We start from the raw sequence: 21,290 nt of genomic DNA, 5'->3' as shown, positions 1-21,290 counted from the left end.
AACCTGTAAAATTACAATAATCACCCCGGATTCTACCTGTTCCATGTCTGCACACCTGTCTAATTTTGTGATATAAAAAAGATGAAAATGAAATTACTGGAACCGGTTGCCTCAAACACATTCACATTAAACAACAGGATCGTGATGGCGCCCATGAGCAGAAGAAGAGCTACCAACGGCGTACCCGATGATATGGTGGCCACGTATTACAGTCAGCGTGCAGGCGCAGGATTGATCATAGCAGAAAGCACCGCCATAAGCCCTAATGGCGTAGGCTACTACCGCCTGCCTGGCATTTACAACAACGAACAAATAGCCGCATGGAAAAAAGTAACAGATGCTGTTCATGAAAAAGGCGGTACCATATTCCTCCAGCTTTTACATAGCGGAAGAATTGGCCATCCGCTGAACCTCCCCGGTGGCGGGCCTTTGCTGGCGCCATCAGCAATAGCTGCCAATGGCAGTATCACTACGGTACAAGGCCCTATGCCCATGCCCGTACCTGAAGCAATGAGCACCACCGCAGTAGAAGAAATGATCGGGCTGCATCTCAAAGCAGCGGAAAATACTATTGCCGCAGGTTTCGACGGCATAGAAGTACATGCTGCACATGGTTACCTTATTGAACAATTTATGCATCCGCATACCAACAGGCGTACGGATAAATATGGCGGTAACATTGAAAACAGGAACCGCTTTTTACTGGAGATCGTACAAGGCACCATTGATATTGCCGGAGCACATAGGGTAGGCATCCGCTTCTCTCCTTTTGCAGCACACAATAGCTTGCCATTATACGATGAAGAAATAGCTACTCACCTGTACCTGATCCCGAAACTAAACCAGATGGATATACGCTATATTCATCTCTCTGATCAATCTACCAACGGCAGTTTACCGATCCCTTCAAATTACATTGGTTTATTACGGCAGCAGTTTAAAAACTGGCTGATCCTGGCAGGTGGTTTTACAGCAGACAGTGCAGAAAAAACACTGCAACGAAATGAAGCAGATCTTATTGCATTCGGACGCCCCTTTATCTCTAATCCTGATCTGCCAGAGCGTTTCAGACATCAGCATCCACTGGCGCCGGGCGATAAAAGCACCTTCTATCAAGGTGGCGCAGCAGGGCTGATAGATTATCCATGTATGAACATATTGCAATAGTTGCATGGGGTATATTTTATATTATCTTTACGCCATTACGCTGTAGTAAAGTGTAACGAATATGCCAAACAACTATTGCTATGAAAACCATGAAAAAGCACCTTATCTTACCTTTAGCGCTCATTACTTTCTATGCATGCCAGGAAAGAAAAATTCCGGAGGAAAAAATTCCGACAGATGCAGCTCCACCTGTGCAGGCTGTAACCGAAAGCGCCAGCCAGATTACACGTCCCTGCGCAATACTTCATACGCCCGACAGTATTCAACTGGAACATCTGAAAAAAGATAACGGGGAAGAAGCATTTTATACTATCAATGAAGATTACCAGAACTACATGACAGATGCCCGCGCCTTCCTGGAGGAAAAGGGCATAAAGATTATTGAACCTGCCGGTGGCAACATCAGTTTTCATTCGGCCAAAGGAAGTGCCGCTACGCTCAATTTAAGTGATGTTAAATACAATTGGGAGATGTGGTTATTTGATGGGGACAAACTCCACAAAATAGATATCATGGATATTGAAAACGAGTATAAGAAATACATGAAATAATTTTCAGCAGGCAGTTTCAAAAATGAAACTGCCTGTTTTTTTATTTGCTCCAGTGGTCGTATGCTGCTTTCGCAATTTTAGCAATGGCTCCCTCCCGCTCTTCCTCACTTGCTTTTGCATCAGACACAAATACCGTAATAGCCAGGTGATGTCCGTTTGGCAAAGTAATAATACCAACGTCATTGGTGGCACGGGTTAACCCGTCTGTGGTCCACGAGGTGCCTGTTTTATGCGCTACCACTGTGCCGGCCGGCAGTAATCCTTTTAATCTTTTTGCACCGGGTCTTGAAGTCACCATCAGATGCATCAGGTAATTTTTGCTGCTGTCCGACAACACCGGTTCCTGGTAAAATATTTTCAGCAGCTGTGTCATGGCCATTGGGGTAGACCAGTTCTTATACTGGATCATTTCGCTGGGCACCTGCACTTTTTCCGTGGTGGAAATGGCCAGCTGTTTTACGCCCAGGCTGTGTACATAAGCATTTGCTTTGGCGGTGCCGCCCAGTAAGCGCAACAGCACATCACAGGCGCTGCCATCGCTGGCGCGGATATTATAATCGATCAGTTCTCCCAGTGGCATATCAAAATTTCCCTCCGGATGCTGGTCCCGTACCGGGCTTACCCCTCTCGGCCCTATCAGATCGTCTTTTGTTACGTGTATGGGTTGATCCAGCCGGAATTTGTGCTGGTCCACCTGGTGGAGCATGGCCATGGCAATCGGGAATTTATACACGCTCTGCATCGGGAAATGCTGGTCGCGGTTAAAGGAAACGGTGTCCTTTGTTTCCAGGATTTCCGCATATACCCCAACTTTCCCAGATATATTTCCGGCGATACCTGCAATTTGCTGACGAAGTGTTTGCTGGCCTTTGGCCGTTGGGAGACAGGCAACAGAAACGGCCATAGTGGCTGTTATAAACATGGCAACAGGCTTTCTCATATAGCTGGTTAAATCAATATAAGAAGTTAAAATAGGGCTTTCCCGGCAACCGGAACAAATTATGCATTTAGAATTTCGCCGTGTTAATATTATTTTAGGCTCCAAATAGAGCAGAAATTGAGTAAACCGATATTAGTTATAAAATTTGGAACAGCGTCGATCACCCATCAGAACGGTGACCTCGACGAAACCGTGATTGCCGGTATAGCACGGCAGGTAGCAGAGTTACATGCCGATTATCATATTGTGCTGGTGTCGTCCGGGGCGGTAGCCGCCGGCAAACAGTTTTTACGTCATTACAACGGCACCATCAGCGAGCGCAAAGCCGCGGCAGCCGTGGGTAATCCGTTGTTATTGAATAAATACAGCCGTTATTTTGCCCCTTATAGTATTGCAGTAGCGCAGAGCCTTTGTGAACGCCAGCATTTCTCCGACAGGAACCAGTTCCTCCAGTTAAAACGTACTTATGAGGAACTGTGGGCCAGCAACATTATCCCCATTGCCAACGAAAATGACGTGGTGAGCAGCCTGGAGCTGAAATTTTCCGACAACGACGAGCTGGCCACGCTGATAGCCGTGGGCTTTGGTGCACAGCTACTGTTGTTCAGCACCTCCGTAGCCGGCGTACTGGACAGGGAGGGGCAGGTGGTGCCACAGATAGACGTTATTGACAAGGCAGCCCTGGGACTGGCAGATAAAGAGAAATCCGCTCTCGGCTTGGGCGGCATGGTATCCAAGCTCACCTTCGCCCGCCTGGCCACCAGGATGGGCATCAGGGTCGTTATTTTCGGTATCCGCACAGAAGATGGCATCCTCAATGCCATTGCGGGCAAAACAGGTACCTTGTGCCTGCCGCAGCCCTGCAGCATGCCCGCCCGCAAAAAGTGGCTGGCCAGCGGCAGCCTGGTTACCGGCAGGATCCAAATTGACGCCGGCGCACAAAAAGCCCTGGAAAAGCGTCACAGTCTCCTCGCCGTAGGCGTGCAGGCTGTACTCGAAAAATTTGAATGCGGGGAAGTCATTGAAATTGTGAACGAAGACAATATCGCCATCGCCGTAGGCAGGACGAAAATTGCTTCAGACACTCTCGACACCCAACACAAAGCACAGAACATTGAAGTGGCCCACGCCGATGACATCGTGCTGTTATAAAGAAAAACAATCATGCAAACGATACAACCATTACTGGAAAAAGCGCAACAGGCAGGCGTTTCCATACGTACCCTCGCCGATGCACAGAAACAGGCATTGCTGCGCAAACTGGCATCGGTGATCCTGATCCGGTCGGAAGATATTATCACAGAAAATAAGAAGGACCTCGACCGCATGCCGGACGAAGACCCGAAAAAAGACCGGCTGCTGCTGACAGATGCGCGCATCCGCGATCTCGCCTCCAGCCTGGAAGATATTGCCGGCCTGCCTGATCCCGCCAATGTACTGGTGCTGGAAAGAACCCTCGGTAACGGCCTGCTGGTACAAAAGAAAACCGTGCCCCTCGGCGTGGTAGGCGTGATCTATGAATCGAGGCCCAATGTAACCGTGGACGTAGCCGCGCTCTGTATCCGCTCCGGCAACGTATGCGTGCTGCGTGGCGGCACGGATGCCTTCTATACCAACACCATCCTCGTAGCGCTGATCCAGGCCGTATTAACGCAGTTCGGGGTAGATGAACATGCCGTGCAGCTGCTGCCGGTTGACCGCAGCTTTGTAATGGAAATGCTGACTGCCGTAAAGTATATCGATATCATTATACCACGTGGCTCTGAACAACTGATCGAATTTGTGCGCACCAACTCCAGGGTACCGGTCATTGAAACCGGCGCGGGAGTATGCCATACCTACGTGGAAAAAACTGCCGACCTGCAACAGGCTGCGGCCATTGTTACCAATGCGAAAGTTTCCCGCCCGTCGGTATGCAATTCGCTCGACACCGTGCTGGTGGACGAAGCCGTGGCAGCAGATTTCCTCGCGTTACTCGCGCCGCAGCTGCAGCATTATGCAGTAGACGTATATGCGGACCCGTTAGCATTCGATATCCTGCAGAAAAATAATTATCCGCATCTCTTCGCTGCGCAGCCGGAAGATTTTGGCCGGGAATTCCTTTCGCTCAAATGTTCCGTAAAAGTTGTGCCCGACACCAACGCAGCGCTGTCGCATATTCAAAAATATTCTTCCCGTCACTCAGAAGCGATTATTTCCAGCGATACCGCCATCAGTGAGCGTTTCCTCAATGAAGTAGACGCCGCAGCGGTATACGTGAACGCCTCTACGCGATTCACCGACGGCGGCGTATTTGGTTTAGGTGCAGAAATAGGCATCTCCACGCAGAAACTGCACGCGCGGGGACCTTTTGCACTGGAAAAGCTGGTAACTGAAAAATGGTTTGTCCGTGGCAACGGCCAGATAAGATGAGTGGAGGGACTCCCCTCCACTCCCTTCGCTACGCGATCGTGATCTGTTCATTCAGGTATACATCCTGGATGGCATTCAGCAATGCTGCTCCTTCCACCATCGGGCGTTGAAAGGCTTTACGCCCGGAGATCAGTCCTACGCCGCCGGCCCTTTTATTAATCACCGCGGTGCGTACTGCCTCTGCCAGATCGGCCTCTCCTTCGGAGGCGCCGCCGGAATTGATCAGTCCCATGCGCCCCATATAGCAATTAGCTACCTGGTAGCGGCACAGGTCAATGGGGTTATCTGAGGTAAGTTCTGTATAAATACGCTCATCCAGTTTACCATACGAAGACGTTCCGGTATTCAATGCTTTATAGCCACCGTTTACCACCGGCAATTTCTGCTTGATGATATCCGCCTGGATAGTTACACCGAGGTGATTGGCTTGCCCGGTAAGATCGGCTGAGAGGTGATAATCCACATCTTTCTTAAAAGCATCATTCCGCAGGTAACACCAGAGAATAGTAGCCATGCCCAGTTCATGCGCCCTTGCAAAGGCCCGCGATACTTCCACAATCTGGCGGTCGGATTGCTCAGAGCCGAAATAGATGGTGGCGCCAACCGCTACTGCGCCGAGGTTCCAGGCTTCTTCCACGGTGCCGTACATTACCTGGTCCGCCCGGTTGGGATAAGTGAGCAGTTCATTATGATTGAGCTTGACAATAAAAGGAATGCGGTGCGCATAGTTACGCGACACCGACGATAACACGCCAAAGGTGGAAGCCACTGCATTACAGCCGCCTTCTATCGCCAGCTTCACAATATTTTCCGGATCAAAATAAGCCGGGTATTTGGCAAAAGATGCGCCGGCGCTGTGTTCCACGCCCTGGTCTACAGGAAGAATGGACATATAGCCGGTGCCTCCGAGACGGCCATGCTGAAACAATTGCCCCAAACTGCGCAACACCTGAGGGTTACGGCTGGAAGGTTGGTAAATTTTATTGACGGTATCCGGTCCGGGCAGGTGCAGCAGGTCTTTACTGATAGTTTTGCTTTGATGCTGCAACAGGGTATCGCTTTCTTTGCCTAATAATTCGCTGATTTTTTCCAAGGATAACATAAGCATGACTTTTTTTGATACACCTAATTTAAGGATTTAATACCGCACCGGTATGCGGCAGTTATTCAGTAAGGGGTTGGGCCTTTCGGGCGGGGCTGGTCTTCCCGCTCTTCCGTTACCATTTCCGTACCTTCAAATGCGCCTCCGGAGCCGTCATGAATAATAGGTTCCGGCTTTACTTCGTCTTCCTTTTTGACTGGTTTTTCTTCGTTGGGATTGATACTCATTTCCATAATAACAAATGTACTGATTACTTATAAATCGTTATTTGGGTAGGACATGAAAAAAATGAAATGAATTTAACTTTAGGAATAAATACTATAACTTTGGTTGCCAGCGTTCATACCCCTTAAAAAGGATGCCGGAAGAATTATCAATAGGATAATAACCCTCAGAAGATCATTAGGTTTCTATGAAAAGATTTTTTTGCCTGCAACACAAACTGTCATAGCCCTTTATTTAAGGCTATCCCGAGCTTAACTTACTTAAACCCTACGATGCTTAACATGACTATTAAAATCATTAACCAGATCAAACAAACTGTAAAATCAATTACAAGAGCAGGTACGCAGGGGCAAACAGACGATGAATTGGTATCCAGGATTATACTTGTGAACACACTCAGCCTGGTGCTGGCTTCCTTAATCCTCGTTGTGGGCGCCATATTTATGGTATTCACAAGAGAATTATCTATACTCATACCTGCTTCCATAGAATTCCTCCTTACGGTTTCGGCCATTTATATGAATCACAGGGGATACTACAGAGTGGCGGCTGCCAGTACTTTTTTGGTGCAGTGTTTTGCGTCTATTTATTTTGGCATACTACTCAGTAACCTTATTGAGCTGCAGGCAATGATCATCTTCCTGATCTCTATTATATACCTGATATTTCCAGACAGAATATCGAGAAGAATATCGCTGGTGGTGGCTGTAGGCATTCTTTTGCTGCTTGAAACCTATTACCATTATCATTTTGTGGAAGTGATACATCTTCAGCAAGATGTGGCATTTATTTTTCGCATCTCAGCGATGGCGGGTGTTTTAACACTTATCATCGTGGTAAGCAAACCATATGTTCACAGTAATGATTTCAATAAACAGTTAAAGAGAAGTAATCACTTTAAAAAGATATTTGTATACCAGGTATCACATGAGCTGAGAACGCCGCTGAATGCAATCTTTGGCGTAGGACAGTTGTTAAAGCGGGAGATAAAATTAAATGAACAACTCAGGGGGATAGAACCATTGGTAGATCAACTTTTATTGGCAAGCAACCATACCCGCAATATCGTAAATGACGTGCTGGATATGGCACAGATAGAATCAGGAAATTCGGAAGTGCTGAACAGCGAAGCTTTTGAAATAAAACCCTTCATTGAAAAATTAGTGGACATAAACAGGATAATAGCAAAAACCAGGAATATTAAGATTAAACTAAGCATAGGTGAAATACCTCCTGTGATTATTGCTGATACCTTAAAACTCAACCAGGTTATAACAAATTTGTTGGGGAATGCCATTAAATACTCCCACAAAGGAACTACCATCAACTGTTACATTGCCGCTGCCAAAAATACCTGGTCGCTGCATATTGTTAATATGGGTAATCACATTACAGAAGATAAGTTGAAAACAATATTTGATCCGTTCATTACAGATAAAAGAAAGTACACAGAAGGTGCAGGGCTGGGACTTTATATTGTTCAGAATAAAGTCAATTCCATGAACGGCACTATTACTGCAGAAAGCAGCCCTACCGGGATAAACAGTTTCAAAGTAGTGCTTCCCCTGGTACCGGGCAGATATGATGATCTCAAAACGGAAAACAATGAGGAAGATGAAATTACTGACCTGAGCGACATTCATGTAGTGGTTGCTGAAGACAACGAAATGAGCGCCCTGCTGATATCCAGGTTCCTTACCCAAACCGGCTGCTCTATTTGCCTGACTACAAACGGGGCTGAAGTTCTGGAGGAAAGCAGGAAACGCACACCCGATATCATCATCATGGATTACCATATGGACATTATGGATGGGAAAGATGCCCTGGTTAGTCTGAAAAAAGATCCGTTATTGAAACATATCCCTGTTATTATCGCCACCGGGGATGCCTTTTTAGAGTCGCGCGAGCTAATGATGAAAGCCGGCGCCAGTGCCTTTATTGAAAAACCAATTGACTATAAATTCCTGATAAAAGTACTTAGTCAGCAACTGCATCCACTCAGTGGCGAATTACAATAAGAAATGAATATGCTTAAACTGCGGCAGCAATAGCTGGTACTAATTGCGTTTCTTTCCAGATAGAATTTGACCGTTTATAACGTTTGGTATAAACCTGCCATACCCAACTGGCTTGTACGCATCTTTCCAGGCCGCCAATATGTGCATCCAGCTTATCCACCATTTCTGAACCAGCAGGTAATTGCTGGTAACTCCTGTTTCTTACCCTGGTCACCAGCAATGCAAATTCCAGTAAAAACTGCTGTACAATGGCAGCAGCCTTCCTGATAATTTCCTCCAGTGAAAGGCCCGGATCATTTAACGCAAGGATCATCAGCAGGTTTGAATCTGAACTGTTGTCGATCACCTCCTTCTCAAAAGAAAAAAGATCATTCATCAAACAGCCAATAGCAGCGGTAACATATTGAAGGCGCTGCATATCAGTTTTGATACCTGCTGTTTCCATCCATTTCCAGTCAAGAAACTGCCCGTCACTATACTCAATGAGCTGTATGGTATGATGCATGCCGGAAATATGCCCCCGCATGTCAATATACTCTTCCACCGTAGGAATATGTCCGAGGGAATTGGTGTTGCAATCCAGGTGTGTTACATCAATGTGATAGTTATACATCTTTTTAAATTCCCGGAACCAATGGGCTGGCGAAGTATTATAAATATCCAGCAGCATCTCTGCATTGGCAGTTTCCACGCCATGAGCCTCCGGTATGCTTTCGAAAGGATAATCCATTCTTCCGATACGCTGCCTGACCACATTGCAGCGTTCCTGTTCACCGGCACTCAGGTGCGTAAAAACTTCCCGTCCCATTGTGTCATTCAGAAAAAAGTCTACAGTGCAGTTTTTAAGAATATTATTCATACGATACAAATTGGCGGTAGGGAACAGGTATATGGCACAGGTGACGTAATGCTCCGCATTTTCAAGCCAGATACCATAACGCTCGCAAAACTCCTGGGCCACCCGTTTCAGCTGGCGGGAATAAGGATGAGGTCTGAATGACTGGCAAAATTCATCCAGCCTGAATTCTTCATGATTAAATAGTTGAAATAAAGAAAAGGGTTCCACCCCCTCCCTCATCATGGCAGCGTATTCTTTTTGCATTTTTTGCATTCTGGCATGAGCCAGCATCTGAACATTGTGTTTCATAAATGTTAATTTTTGAATAAGAAATGAAGAAAACTGTATTAATTGGATCCGGTTATAGGGCATGCTGATTTTCACAGGAACAAAACAGCCGCGGATGAAAGTAAGTATGGGCGACACTCCGAACAAATATATTATACTTTTAATATACAAAACGCCGCTGAATTCTGCCTGCGCCGGGAATTTTAACTATTAACCCCGGGGTGTTTTATATATATTTGTTCCCCGGAATGACTAAAAGACCCAATATGACCCAGATCGCTATTATTCGTCACGGTACCACTTCCTGGAATAAAGCAGGCAAACTGCAAGGCCATTCAGACATCCCGCTGGATGAAGAAGGCATTACGCAGGCCCTGAAACTGGGACAACGGCTCACCGGCGAAACCTGGGACCTCATTTATTCCAGTCACCTGCTCCGGGCCCGGCAAACAGCGGCCATCATTGCACAGGAGCTTAATATAGAAAGTGTAATTGAAGACCAACGTATCGGGGAAGCCGGCGGCGGCCTCATTGAAGGTACCACCGAGGAAGAACGCATCCTCCGGTGGGGCGCCAACTGGAAACTGATGGACCTCGGTATGGAAAGCAACAATGCCGTGGTAACAAGAGGACTCTCCTTTATGCAGGACCTCCTCTCCGAAAATAGTGGCAAAAAGATACTGCTGGTAAGTCATGGCAGCTTTATCCGGCAAATGCTGGACGCCCTCCTGCCACAAATGCATCCTACTCCCGCCATGAAAAATACTTCCATCACGAGGCTCCAGTTCTCCGACGAAAACTGGAAATGCGAACTGTTTAATTGCGTGAGCCACCTCGAATAGAATTATATTTGTTGTTCATGAAACTATTACTGATAGAAGATGAACCTGCTGTAGTATCTGTTATTACCCGCGGCCTCTCGGAAGCCGGCTACGAAGTAAGCGTGGCCCCCGATGGTACCAGCGGACTGCAAATGGCACTCAATAACCCATCATTCCGGCTGATCATACTGGATGTAATGCTGCCCGGTATGAACGGCATAGAAGTATGCCGCTCCATCCGCAAAGCCCGGCTGGATGTGCCCATACTCATGCTCACCGCACTGGGTACAACAGAAAATATAGTAATGGGCCTCGACAGCGGCGCCGATGATTACCTGGTGAAACCATTTAAGCTACAGGAGCTGGAAGCCCGCATCCGTAGCCTGATGCGGAGAAAAACCCCGGTAGATACACCCGTTCCCGTTACCTCCGCCGCTATACTCAGCATGGCGGACCTGGAACTGGATACCGATACCAAATCCGCCAGCAGAAACGGAAAAAATATCCAGCTCACCGCCACAGAATACCGGCTGCTGGAATATTTACTTAAAAATCCGAGAAAAGTGCTCTCCCGCCTGGAAATACTGGAACAGGTATGGGGCATCGAATTTAATATGAATACCAAAGTGGTAGATGTTTATATTAACTATCTCCGGAAAAAAATTAATAAATATAACCCCACAGAACTGATACATACTGTAGTGGGACTGGGTTATATGATCAGGGAAAATAAGGCCGATGAAGATACGCACTAAGATATTACTGCTATTTGCCGGGTTAACGATTTCTACAATCCTCGTGATGAGTGGACTGGTGTATTATTTCGCCAATCAACACTCCTTTGAAGACTTCTATAAACGGCTGGAAATACGCGCCTATCTTACTGCAAAAGCCACCCTTCCCTATTATGAATCCGACTCCGTGATCTATAACGAGATCCGGGAGGAACACCTGGAAAAACTGCCGGCCGAAAAGGAATACTTCCTGAAAGTGGCCGCCGATGGCACCGTTCATAAAGATGAACAACTCACCCTTCCCAACTCCTTCTACGAACAGGTGTACCGCGAAAGCAAGGCTACCTACCGCGAAGGCGACCGCTTCTACGAAGGCGTGTTGTATAAAAGCAAACAGGGACTGTATATCGTGATTGTATCGGCCATTAACCAATACAGTGTGGAATACCTGGGATGGCTGCGCAAAATCCTGATCATCTGCTCCGTGGCCTCCAGCGTCATCCTGGTTGGCGCCGGCATTTTCTTCTCCAAATATATTCTAAAACCTATCCGGCACATGATGGTGCAGGTAAAAAGCATCAGCTCCCGCAACCTGCACCTGCGGCTGAATGTAGACGACAGCGGCGATGAAATCAACGACCTGGCAGGTACCTTTAACAATATGCTGGACCGGCTGGAAACCGCGTTTGAAACACAAAATAATTTTGTCAGCAACGCCTCCCATGAGCTGAGTACCCCTCTCACCGCCATCATCGGCGAAGCAGAACTGGCACTTAATAAAGAACGTACCCAGGATAAATATATCTACTCCCTGAAGAATATCCTTCATGAAGCAGGGCGACTGGAACACATCACCAAAAGCCTGCTGCACCTGGCCCAAACCGGCTTTGACGGCAAGAAACAGGAATGGGGACAAATCCGCAGCGATGAACTGCTGTTCACCGTAAAAAACACTATCGATAAACTGCACCCGGGTAACCAGGTGGAAATAGATTACAGCCTGTTCCCGGAAGAAGAAGAAAAATTAGTGATCCCCGGCAACGAACAACTGCTGGAACTGGCGCTCAGCAACATTGTAATGAATGCGGTGAAATATTCCAACAACGAACCCGTGTCTATTGCACTGGCCGCTACAGAAAAGAAAAATATTATTATCGTAAAAGACCAGGGCATCGGCATCCCCCCGGAAGATCTGCCCTATATCTTCTCCCCCTTCTTCCGCGCCTCCAATACCGGCCGTTTCAAAGGGTATGGTATCGGGCTGCCACTGGCTATGAATATTATTCGTATGCATAAAGGAGACATCATTGTAAACAGCCGTGTAAACCACGGAACCGAGATCAGGGTGGAACTTCCACTGTAGCGGCTGCTTTTCTTACCGGATTCTTACCACATTCTTACTATCTTTTAACGCGGCTCTTACTGGTTACTTATTTCACAGCAATAATTTTGTTGTTATAAAAGCTACCAGATATGAAAAATATACTCATACCCACAGATTTCTCTATCCGCTCACTCAGTTATGTACACAACATCGTAGCGCAGCATCCAGGCGAGCAGGTAAATATTATATTAATGCACGCACTGGAAATGCCGGACTCTTTGTTTGACCTGATGACCTACACCCGCAACAGCAGGCACGTGGAACTTATTTCGTCCGACTTCCAGGATGGTTGTGAAATAATCCGTAACAAATATTCATCTGCCATTAACCAGCTGAAGATAGAATTCTTTCATGGCAACACCCGCGCAGCATTACGCAATTTCCTGCTGGCACAAAACATTGACCTGATCATTCAACCGACCGATCATGAATTTAATGCGCCTTCCAAAAGAAGCTATGATCCGGAAAAACTGATCAGCAAATGCAATTATCCAAAGATGAAGATCCAACTCCAGAAACGGAAGTATGTGGTAGACAGGTCTACCATCTCAGCACTTTTGCTGGCAACAGAATAAAAAGCTAGGTTATGTTACTGAAAAATAATATCCCCTTAAATTATGTTTTTGGTAAAATAAAGATAGAAATCCTGCTGGTGACCATCTACTCACTGGCTATTAATATCCTTTATTACCAATATGATTTCACCAACCTGGTTATTCCTATAGCTGTGCCAATGGTGCTGGGAACGGTGTTATCGTTACTACTCGCATTCCGCTCCAACCAGGCCTACGACCGATGGTGGGAAGCCAGGACAATATGGGGCGCAATTGTAAATGATTCACGCTCGCTGACAAGACAGGTACTAAGCCTGATGGATACTACGTATCAATCGGAAGACCTTACCCTTTTCCAGGAGCGTTTTGTAAAGCGACAGGCAGCATGGTGCTATAGTTTGGGACAATCGTTACGTAAGACAGATCCGCTCAAAGGTGTAGACAGATTATTATCAAGACGGGAATTAAACTATGTGATGAGATATGATAATGTGCCGGCTGCCTTGTTGCTTTTACATGGAAGAGATCTGAAACATGCGATGGACCAGGGTTGGATAAACCAATACCAGCAAATTGCCCTGGACCAGACGCTGACCAGGCTCTGCGACGCAATGGGTAAATGTGAACGTATTAAAAATACCGTGTTCCCGGCTACTTATAGTCTTTATACACACTTCACCGTTATCTTCTTTATACTGTTATTGCCGTTTGCCTTGATAGATGTGCTGGGCTTTATGGAAATACCCCTCGTGGTAGCCATTGCCTCATCTTTCCTGCTGATCGAAAAAATGGCGATCAACCTGCAGGACCCGTTTGAAAATAAACCTACAGATACACCGGTAACAACTATTGCCAGGAAAATTGAAAATGATCTCCGGCAAATGTTGCACGAACAGGAAGCTGCACCGGAAGAGCAGGTGGAAACACCCGCTTACTACGTACTTTAAAGCTGATTTGTGTTTAAGGCGCCCTCTCCAAAAGGGCCGTAATTTATAGCGTTAAGACAAAGGCTCCGGTATCCACCGGAGCCTCTTCTTTATAAAGTAGCCAATTCTTTTTTTGATAACCATACCCACTTGCGGATCGTTCGCCTCACATAGCGGGGATGCAGATCAATTTCCTGCCCCGTTTTTTCGAACTGTGCCCGCGCTTCGTCTGTCCGGCCCTGCTTCTTCAGCAGCAATCCATAATAATACATTGCCTCCAGTGAGTGATGCACCCGGATAATTTTCTGGTACTCTTCTTCCGCCCTGCCGGTTTCCATTGTTTGTTCCAATGCGCGCGCGTACATCAGCTCATCTTCTGCCTTACTCATCCGCACTCCCTTGAAAGTATTTACTTTATCAAAGCTCACAATACTCGCCGCATACTGCCCGTTCAGGAATTGGAGCCGGGCCAGTTGCAGGATAATACCCGGATCTTTGGTAAAAGTATTGGCGCACTCCAGGGTCAGCGCAATGGCTTTGTCGTATTGCTTTTGCTGTGCATAAGCATCTGCCAGCTGCATTTTGTTGGTAACTGTATCGGATATACGTACCTTCTTCTCCCACTCCTGGATACGCCCGTTGGGCCACAACGTACGCAACAGGTTTTCACCAAAGCTGCCATTGGTAATATCCGGCAATATTTCGCGGATAAAATAAACGACTACGCCTATCACCGGGATAAACAGGATAAAAAATAACCACTCCCTGCTTCTCCCCGATTTCAGGACATGCACCACACATATAATCTGCAGAATGATAACCAGGTAATAATAGTCACTCCAAAATGGGAACATAGCAATTTCAACAACCAGGGTTAAGAAAAACTGATTCCCGGCAAAAATAATAAAATATGCTAATTTGTAGCTTTGAACCAAATGGATATTCTTGAAGAAGATGTTAAAAATTACCGGCTACTCCCTGTTAACCCTGGTGCTGCTGATCAGCGTTTACCTGTTATCGGCCTACACGCTTTCACGCATGAGCACCAGCAGGGAAATAGTGCCGGATGCGGACATCCCCATTTATATCCTCACCAACGGCGTACACACCGACCTGGTACTGCCTGTACGCACGGAACAAATAGACTGGAGCACCCGCATCCCCTTCAGCAATACCACTGGCAAAGACACCACCGCACAATGGCTGGCCTTTGGCTGGGGCGACAAAGGCTTTTACCTGGAAACCCCTACCTGGGCAGATCTTAAAGCCAGCACCGCTTTTAAGGCAGCATTCAGTCTTAGCACCGCTGCCATCCATGCCACTTACTACCGCCATCTCAGCGAAGATGAAAGCTGCCGCAGGATTATGGTCAACAAGCAACAATATGCCCGGCTGGTTCATTATATCAACAACAGCTTCCGCACGCTCCCCGGCGAAATGCCCGTGTACATTGCCACCAATGCCAACTACGACCGGAACGATGCCTTTTATGAAGCCAAAGGCAGCTATCATCTCTTCTATACCTGTAACACCTGGGCCAATAACGGGCTAAAAAGCTGCGGCCAAAAAGCCTGCCGGTGGACTATCTTCGATACGGGCATCTTTTATCATTACCGCTGATAAAAATGCGGACACATATTGTAAATTTGAACCGGGCTATGAAAGATTTTATTCCGCGGCAGTTATTGCTGGAAACCAATCCGGTTCAACTCATCAGCATGAACCAATATGTACATGAGCTATCTACGGTAGCGCACCGGCACGATCATTACATGATCATGTGGATCACTAAAGGCCACGGTACGCAAATGATCGACGGATACGAACATCAGATGCTGACCAACAGGGTGTTTTTCTTTCATCCCGGGCAGGTGCATAAAATGAACGATTTTGAGCGTGACGGCTGGATGGTGATCTTTGATGAACCTATCTATAAACTGTTCACCCGCTTTCATCCGCAGGAAGAGCTAAACGGCATGATGCAGCAGGGCGGCCACGAACCCTTTGTAGACCTGGACGAGGATACTGCAGTACTTTATGAGCATATTACCACGATGATTCAAAAAGAGCTGTTGAAATCGCCGAAAGATTTTAATATGCTCATCCACTTTGTATCCCTGTTGCTGTTGGCTGGTAATAAACTGCACGAACTGAAAAACACACTGGAACTGAAAAATAAAAACAGCTCCAAACACCTGGTACGCAACCTCACCCTGTTGATTGAGCAACATTTTAAAAAGGGTAAGCCGGTTTCCTTTTACGCCAATGCACTGAACCTGCAGCCCAGGAATCTTAACCGGTTAGTCAAATCAAAATTAGGCTATACCGTGCACGATCTGCTACAGGAAAGACTTCTCACGGAAAGCAAGATCCTGCTGGCCTCTTCTCCGCTTACTATTAAAGAGATCAGCTATAGTCTTGGCTTTGCCGATCCTTCCTATTTTAACCGTTTTTTTAAAAAGAATACCCGCCTCACCCCGGCTGCCTTCAGAACAAAAGGCGTTTAACCTGCTGCACAAAAGTGCAATTGTACTACCAGAAAGTACAATTAACCCTTCTTCCTGGTAGCTAGCTTTGCTGTTATTATGATCAATTTTATAATGATAGCATTCTGTATAATGACTGGTATGGTAATGAAGTCCGCACGCATCATTCATCCGGATGCGCACAAAGGCATCAACACCTGGATATTATACATCGCATTGCCCGCAGTATCTTTCAAATATCTCCCAAAAGTAACCTGGTCGCCCGCCATGATCCTGCCGGTGTTAAGCGCCGTGATAGTGGTGGCCGGAAGCTGGTGCTTTATGAATATCTACTGCCGGTACAAACAATATTCAAAACGCACCCACGCTACCCTGGAGCTGGCAGGCGGATACAGTAACACGTCTTTCATTGGCTTCCCGCTGATCATCGCTTACTTTGGCGAGCAGTTTATAAGTATCGCTATCATCTGTGATCAGATGACGTTCCTGATCTTATCTACCATCGGTATTATTACGGCGCTGAAGGGTGGCGCCTCCGGCAACTCCCCTGCCAGTGCAGGATTCCTTCTGAAAAAACTCCTCACCTTTCCTCCTTTCCTGGGTTGCGTGCTGGCGCTTTTGCTCAGCAGGGTAACCGATCTTTCTGTAGCGGAACCATTCTTCGATAAACTGGTAGCCACCGTAGCGCCGCTGGCATTATTTTCTATCGGCCTCCAGTTAAAATTCAGCGGCTGGAGAAAAGAGATCTCCCAGGTATCGGTGGTGCTGTTATACAAACTTCTGCTGGCGCCCGCGTTGGTAGTGGTGGCGGCACTGTTGCTTAAAGAACGCAGCGATATAGCCAGGATCAGTATTTTTGAGGCTGCCATGCCCACCTTAGTAACCTCCGGCGTAATAGCGGAACAATTCAGGCTGAATACCAGGGTCATAAATTTAATTATTGGTATCAGCATCCTGGTGAGCTTTCTGACCACTGCCGCCTGGTTTGAAATACTTAAACATGTCTTTTAACTATTCCGCTATTTTAACAAGATAAGATTCAACCCCATAATGAGACTTTACAATGAAGGAATGAGATGTTTTAGTGAAAAAACATCCACATAACCTTCTATTTTTGTTCCCACCGGTTTCTAATCCACCTTACCCGGCTATTCCATAAATGATTATAAAGATGAGATTTAAACTCCCGGTACTGGCTATCTGCGCACTTCTGACAGGTACTCATGCTTCAATAGCCCAGCAGGCAAATATCCCCGGCGACTTTGCGGATCCTTCCATTATCCGGAAGGGCAGCAGCTTCTATGCCATCGGCACGTCCAGCGAATGGGGACCACACTTTCCGATCTTCCGTTCAAATAACCTGCAACAATGGGAACAGACAGGTTTCTTATTTGATAAAGCGCCTTCCTGGACTTCTTCTTCGTTCTGGGCGCCGGAATATTTCTTTCATCACAATACCTATTACGTTTATTATACAGCGAAAAGAAAGAGCGATGGCGTTTCCTGCATAGGCGTGGCCACCTCGGCATTTCCGGATCATGGCTTCAAAGATCATGGCATTATCATAGAACATGGCAAGGAAGCCATCGACGCATTTGTATTTAACGACAACGGGCAATTATACATCACCTGGAAAGCCTACGGCCTGGATGACCGGCCTATTGAGATCCTCGGGAGTAAACTCTCCGGTGATGGACTTTCACTGACAGGCAAGCCTTTCACCCTGTTAAAAGATAATGCCCGTTCAGGTATGGAAGGACAAAGCATCATAAAAAAAGGCAACTACTATTACCTCTTTTATTCCGCAGGTAATTGCTGTGGCGTGTCATGCAGCTACCTGGTTAACGTAGCCCGCGCAACCGCCATCACCGGGCCTTACGAAGAAGATACCAATAATCCCGCGCTGACTGACAACGGGAACTGGAAATGCCCCGGACATGGCACCTTTGTACAGGATACTGCGGGCAACGACTTTTATATTTACCATGCCTATAACAAAGCCAGCAATGTGTTTACCGGCAGGGAAGCATTAATTTCGTCTTTGTCGTGGAAGCCCGACCAGTGGCCTGCGCTCAGGCCCGTCCCTGTGGCGTCAAACAGCAAAGAGAACACTCATCTTCATTATAACTTTGCGCAACCAACAAAGAAAATATTCTGGCAGTGGGATTTTAGAAATATGAAGCCGGTGTTCAGTCAAACGGGGGGAAAGTTGCAGCTGTCGGGGTTATACAACAGCAATCATCCGGCTGGCATAGCGCTCACCCTCAGACCTTATGCAGCGGCTTATGAAATCAGTACTGCCGTATTGAATAATAACAAGGCCGGCAAAGGATTAATTATTTATGGAGATGTATCCGCCGCCGTTGGCATTGCTGTACGCCAGGATAAAGTGGAATTCTGGGTAATAAAGGATGGAAAGAGAAATGTACTCAGCGAACAGAAAGTACCTGATACCGGTAAGCCTGTACACCTGAAAATGGTGATGCTGCCTGATTTTACCTGTAAGGTGTATTGGAAACAACAGGCAACCTGGGAAGAGCTTACACCGGATAAGAAAGCATATCCTGTAGGGTTCCTGCCACCGTGGGACCGTAGTCCGCGGCCGGGATTGAACTTCCAGGGCAACCCGGATGAAAACGCCGCATTCGGCTTCTTTGATATCAGGTACACCGGTGAAATACCGCAATAAAATAAATCACACAGGAATGAGAAAGCAAACTTTAGGCGCGTTATTGATTCTGCTGTTTACTTCCGTTGCGGGTAGCAGTCAAACCTATACAAAATATGTAAATACTTTCATCGGTACTGCACCGATGACGGATCCTAAAATCCTGGGCTATGAGCTGCCACGCGGCTGGAGATCATGGGCCGGGCTTACCTTCCCCGGCAGCTCCCTCCCAAATGCAATGGTGCAGTTAAGCCCTATGACGGAATACGGTTCCGGCGCTGGCTATGAGTATGAAGACTCCGTAATTTACGGCTTTACCCATACCAATAAGGGACACTGGAACCTCTGTAATATCCCCGTGTTACCGGTTTCAAATCCTGGGGAAAAATTCGGCTCTCACTTCTCCCATAAAAAAGAAAGTGCAGCTCCCGGGTTCTACCAGGTATACCTGGACGACTATGAGGTGAATGTTAGTCTTACTTCCACTTTAAGGTGCGGCTACCACCGGTATGAATATAAGAATAACACCAACCGGCAAATCCTCTTCGACCTGGCAAAGGCCAATAATAAAGTAAACGGCTGGAACATCGAACAGGTGGGTGCTTCCGCGTTGCAGGGATATCAGCAGGCAGGCGGAAAAATCTACTTCTATGCCATCCTCAATACCAATATTGAAAAACTGGAAAAGAAAGAAGAAGGTAAAAGCAACGGCTTTGCGATGGTGCATTTAGTCAACGGCAGCACCACGCCGGTTGAACTGAAAATAGGAATATCGTTTGTCAGTACAGAGAACGCCAAAGAAAACCTGGAGAAAGAAATTGGTCATAAATCCTATAATGACATCCGGAAAGAAGCCACCCAAAAATGGGAAACGCTCTTGTCTGCTATCCAGGTAAAAGGCGGCACTGCCAAACAAAAGGAAATGTTTTATTCCTGCCTGTACCGCTCCTTCCTGTGGCCAGCCTTGCGCAGCGATGTAAACGGACAATTCACAGATGCAAAACACCAGGTGACAAAAGCTGATTTCAATTATTATACCGAGCCTTCTTTGTGGGATACCTACCGGAATAAAGATGTGCTGCTGGGGCTTATTTCCCCGCAGGTAACGCTGGATGTAATTAAATCTATGAAAGATGTGGGAGATAAAACCGGTTTTATACCTACCTTTTTTCATGGCGATCACGGGTCCTCATCAATTGCAGGAGCTTACCTGCGAGGCATTGACGATTTCGATATCAAAGGCACGTATCAGATACTGTTGAAAAACGCCACCGTAGAAGGCGGAGCGCGGCCGTTTATCAAAGAGTATATGGAGAAAGGATTTATCAGCGATCCTGCTGTAACTAACCCTCACGTAGAAACGAAAGGGAAGGCGGGCGTGTCTAAAACACTGGAGTATTCCTACGACGACTACTCAGTGGCGCAGATTGCAAAAAAACTTGGCGACACGGCTAATTACAACATGCTGATGACAAGGTCCAAGAACTACAAAAATATGTTTGATCCGTCTACCCGGTTTATGAGAGGGAAACTGGAAAACGGAGAATGGATTAAGGATTTTAATCCGCAATATCCTTATTACGAATACATGTACAGGGAGGCCAATGCATGGCAGGTATCTTTTTTTGCACCGCACGATATGCCCGGCCTGATAGCGCTATATGGCGGTGCCAAAGGGTTTGAATCCAAACTGGATTCGCTGTTCACCATTCCCTGGAATCCCAGCTATATTGCGAGAAATGTAGAAACGATGATAGGCCAGTATTGCCACGGCAACCAACCGGATCATGAAGCGCCTTTTGCTTACTACTTTATCGGAAAACCGGAAAAATCACAAAAGATCATCGACACTATTTTGAATACTTTATACGGCATCGGCGACGAAGGACTGGCGCTTTGCGGAATGGATGATGCGGGCGAAATGTCGTCCTGGTATGTATTCAGTGCGTTGGGGCTTTACACTTTTTCCGCTACCGATCCGGAATACCTTGTTACCGTTCCGTTGTTTGATGAAATAAAATGGAGAACCAGCAACGGTAAACTGCTCACTATTTCCAAACCGGGTAAAGGCAGGAACTTAACCGCCATTAAAGTAAATGGCAGGGAGAACAAAGGATATTTTGTATCACACGATTTATTTAAACAGGGTGGGAAGATAGAGATACTTACGAAGTAA

Annotated in this window: 20 protein-coding genes; 15 read left to right on the top strand and 5 right to left on the bottom strand. The window is 46.7% G+C overall.

The features are described from left to right. Positions 1-87 precede the first annotated feature (87 nt). Positions 88-1,167, top strand: coding sequence for an alkene reductase (locus B5Z18_RS31160; RefSeq protein WP_143313760.1), 1,080 nt, complete (start codon positions 88-90; stop codon positions 1,165-1,167). Positions 1,168-1,256: 89 nt separating this feature from the next. After that, the gene (locus B5Z18_RS31155) at positions 1,257-1,718 is read left to right on the top strand and encodes a hypothetical protein (protein ID WP_159454501.1); all 462 of its coding nucleotides are present in this window, start codon (positions 1,257-1,259) and stop codon (positions 1,716-1,718) included. Between the two features lie 40 nt (positions 1,719-1,758). Here B5Z18_RS31155 and bla read toward each other — a convergent pair whose 3' ends face one another. Beyond that, positions 1,759-2,658 carry a class A beta-lactamase gene (gene bla, locus B5Z18_RS31150; RefSeq protein WP_200817402.1) on the bottom strand — a complete coding sequence of 300 codons (900 nt, stop codon included), beginning with the start codon at positions 2,656-2,658 and terminating at the stop codon, positions 1,759-1,761. Positions 2,659-2,775: 117 nt separating this feature from the next. On the opposite strand from bla, the gene proB reads away from it, so the two are divergent. Together proB and B5Z18_RS31140 are read left to right on the top strand one after the other, a co-directional pair. Next, positions 2,776-3,810 carry a glutamate 5-kinase gene (gene proB, locus B5Z18_RS31145; protein ID WP_079473472.1) on the top strand — a complete coding sequence of 345 codons (1,035 nt, stop codon included), beginning with the start codon at positions 2,776-2,778 and terminating at the stop codon, positions 3,808-3,810. Positions 3,811-3,822: 12 nt separating this feature from the next. Further along, entirely contained in the window at positions 3,823-5,070 is a 1,248-nt protein-coding gene (locus tag B5Z18_RS31140) for a glutamate-5-semialdehyde dehydrogenase (RefSeq protein WP_079473471.1), read from the top strand. A gap of 28 nt (positions 5,071-5,098) precedes the next feature. Here the strand turns inward: B5Z18_RS31140 and B5Z18_RS31135 are convergent, their stop codons facing one another. Together B5Z18_RS31135 and B5Z18_RS32655 are read right to left on the bottom strand one after the other, a co-directional pair. Beyond that, positions 5,099-6,172, bottom strand: coding sequence for a class I fructose-bisphosphate aldolase (locus B5Z18_RS31135; RefSeq protein WP_200817401.1), 1,074 nt, complete (start codon positions 6,170-6,172; stop codon positions 5,099-5,101). A 65-nt stretch (positions 6,173-6,237) separates the two neighbouring features. Then, complete coding sequence (locus tag B5Z18_RS32655; protein ID WP_159454500.1) at positions 6,238-6,405, bottom strand: hypothetical protein; 168 nt, start codon at positions 6,403-6,405, stop codon at positions 6,238-6,240. A gap of 273 nt (positions 6,406-6,678) precedes the next feature. On the opposite strand from B5Z18_RS32655, the gene B5Z18_RS31130 reads away from it, so the two are divergent. Further along, positions 6,679-8,415: a hybrid sensor histidine kinase/response regulator gene (locus B5Z18_RS31130; protein ID WP_159454499.1), complete on the top strand. Its 1,737-nt coding sequence runs from the start codon at positions 6,679-6,681 to the stop codon at positions 8,413-8,415. A gap of 13 nt (positions 8,416-8,428) precedes the next feature. On the opposite strand, the gene B5Z18_RS31125 is transcribed toward B5Z18_RS31130, so the two are convergent. Beyond that, positions 8,429-9,562: a terpene synthase family protein gene (locus tag B5Z18_RS31125; protein WP_143313759.1), complete on the bottom strand. Its 1,134-nt coding sequence runs from the start codon at positions 9,560-9,562 to the stop codon at positions 8,429-8,431. A gap of 245 nt (positions 9,563-9,807) precedes the next feature. Between B5Z18_RS31125 and B5Z18_RS31120 the strand changes: the two genes are divergently transcribed. From B5Z18_RS31120 to B5Z18_RS31100, 5 genes are all read left to right on the top strand, one after another. After that, entirely contained in the window at positions 9,808-10,383 is a 576-nt protein-coding gene (locus tag B5Z18_RS31120; protein ID WP_079473467.1) for a histidine phosphatase family protein, read from the top strand. Between the two features lie 17 nt (positions 10,384-10,400). After that, entirely contained in the window at positions 10,401-11,117 is a 717-nt protein-coding gene (locus B5Z18_RS31115) for a response regulator transcription factor (RefSeq protein WP_079473466.1), read from the top strand. After that, on the top strand, positions 11,101-12,459 hold the full coding sequence (locus tag B5Z18_RS31110) for a HAMP domain-containing sensor histidine kinase (protein ID WP_079473465.1): 1,359 nt from the start codon (positions 11,101-11,103) through the stop codon (positions 12,457-12,459). Before B5Z18_RS31115 ends, B5Z18_RS31110 begins: the two co-directional genes overlap by 17 nt. A 110-nt stretch (positions 12,460-12,569) precedes the next feature. After that, the gene (locus B5Z18_RS31105) at positions 12,570-13,055 is read left to right on the top strand and encodes a hypothetical protein (protein WP_079473464.1); all 486 of its coding nucleotides are present in this window, start codon (positions 12,570-12,572) and stop codon (positions 13,053-13,055) included. A gap of 11 nt (positions 13,056-13,066) precedes the next feature. After that, positions 13,067-13,981, top strand: coding sequence for a bestrophin family protein (locus tag B5Z18_RS31100; RefSeq protein WP_079473463.1), 915 nt, complete (start codon positions 13,067-13,069; stop codon positions 13,979-13,981). Positions 13,982-14,070: 89 nt separating this feature from the next. Here the strand turns inward: B5Z18_RS31100 and B5Z18_RS31095 are convergent, their stop codons facing one another. Further along, on the bottom strand, positions 14,071-14,814 hold the full coding sequence (locus tag B5Z18_RS31095) for a tetratricopeptide repeat protein (protein ID WP_143313758.1): 744 nt from the start codon (positions 14,812-14,814) through the stop codon (positions 14,071-14,073). A 100-nt stretch (positions 14,815-14,914) separates the two neighbouring features. On the opposite strand from B5Z18_RS31095, the gene B5Z18_RS31090 reads away from it, so the two are divergent. The 5 genes from B5Z18_RS31090 to B5Z18_RS31070 all read left to right on the top strand — a co-directional run bounded on the left by B5Z18_RS31090 (position 14,915) and on the right by B5Z18_RS31070 (position 21,290). Continuing rightward, positions 14,915-15,580, top strand: a complete 666-nt coding sequence (locus tag B5Z18_RS31090; protein ID WP_200817407.1) for a TIGR02117 family protein — start codon at positions 14,915-14,917, stop codon at positions 15,578-15,580. A 38-nt stretch (positions 15,581-15,618) separates the two neighbouring features. Beyond that, a complete protein-coding gene (locus B5Z18_RS31085; protein ID WP_159454498.1) occupies positions 15,619-16,467 on the top strand; it encodes a helix-turn-helix domain-containing protein in 849 nt (282 codons plus the stop codon). Positions 16,468-16,545: 78 nt separating this feature from the next. Further along, positions 16,546-17,457: an AEC family transporter gene (locus B5Z18_RS31080; RefSeq protein ID WP_079473459.1), complete on the top strand. Its 912-nt coding sequence runs from the start codon at positions 16,546-16,548 to the stop codon at positions 17,455-17,457. A 160-nt stretch (positions 17,458-17,617) separates the two neighbouring features. Then, the gene (locus B5Z18_RS31075; protein ID WP_200817399.1) at positions 17,618-19,135 is read left to right on the top strand and encodes a glycoside hydrolase family 43 protein; all 1,518 of its coding nucleotides are present in this window, start codon (positions 17,618-17,620) and stop codon (positions 19,133-19,135) included. A gap of 16 nt (positions 19,136-19,151) precedes the next feature. Then, positions 19,152-21,290 (top strand): GH92 family glycosyl hydrolase, encoded by a 2,139-nt coding sequence (locus tag B5Z18_RS31070; protein ID WP_079473457.1) that lies wholly within the window; start codon positions 19,152-19,154, stop codon positions 21,288-21,290.

It is taken from the genome of Chitinophaga ginsengisegetis (assembly GCF_900168065.1).
Taxonomy (GTDB): domain Bacteria; phylum Bacteroidota; class Bacteroidia; order Chitinophagales; family Chitinophagaceae; genus Chitinophaga; species Chitinophaga ginsengisegetis.
This window is presented reverse-complemented; position numbering and strand designations above follow the sequence as displayed.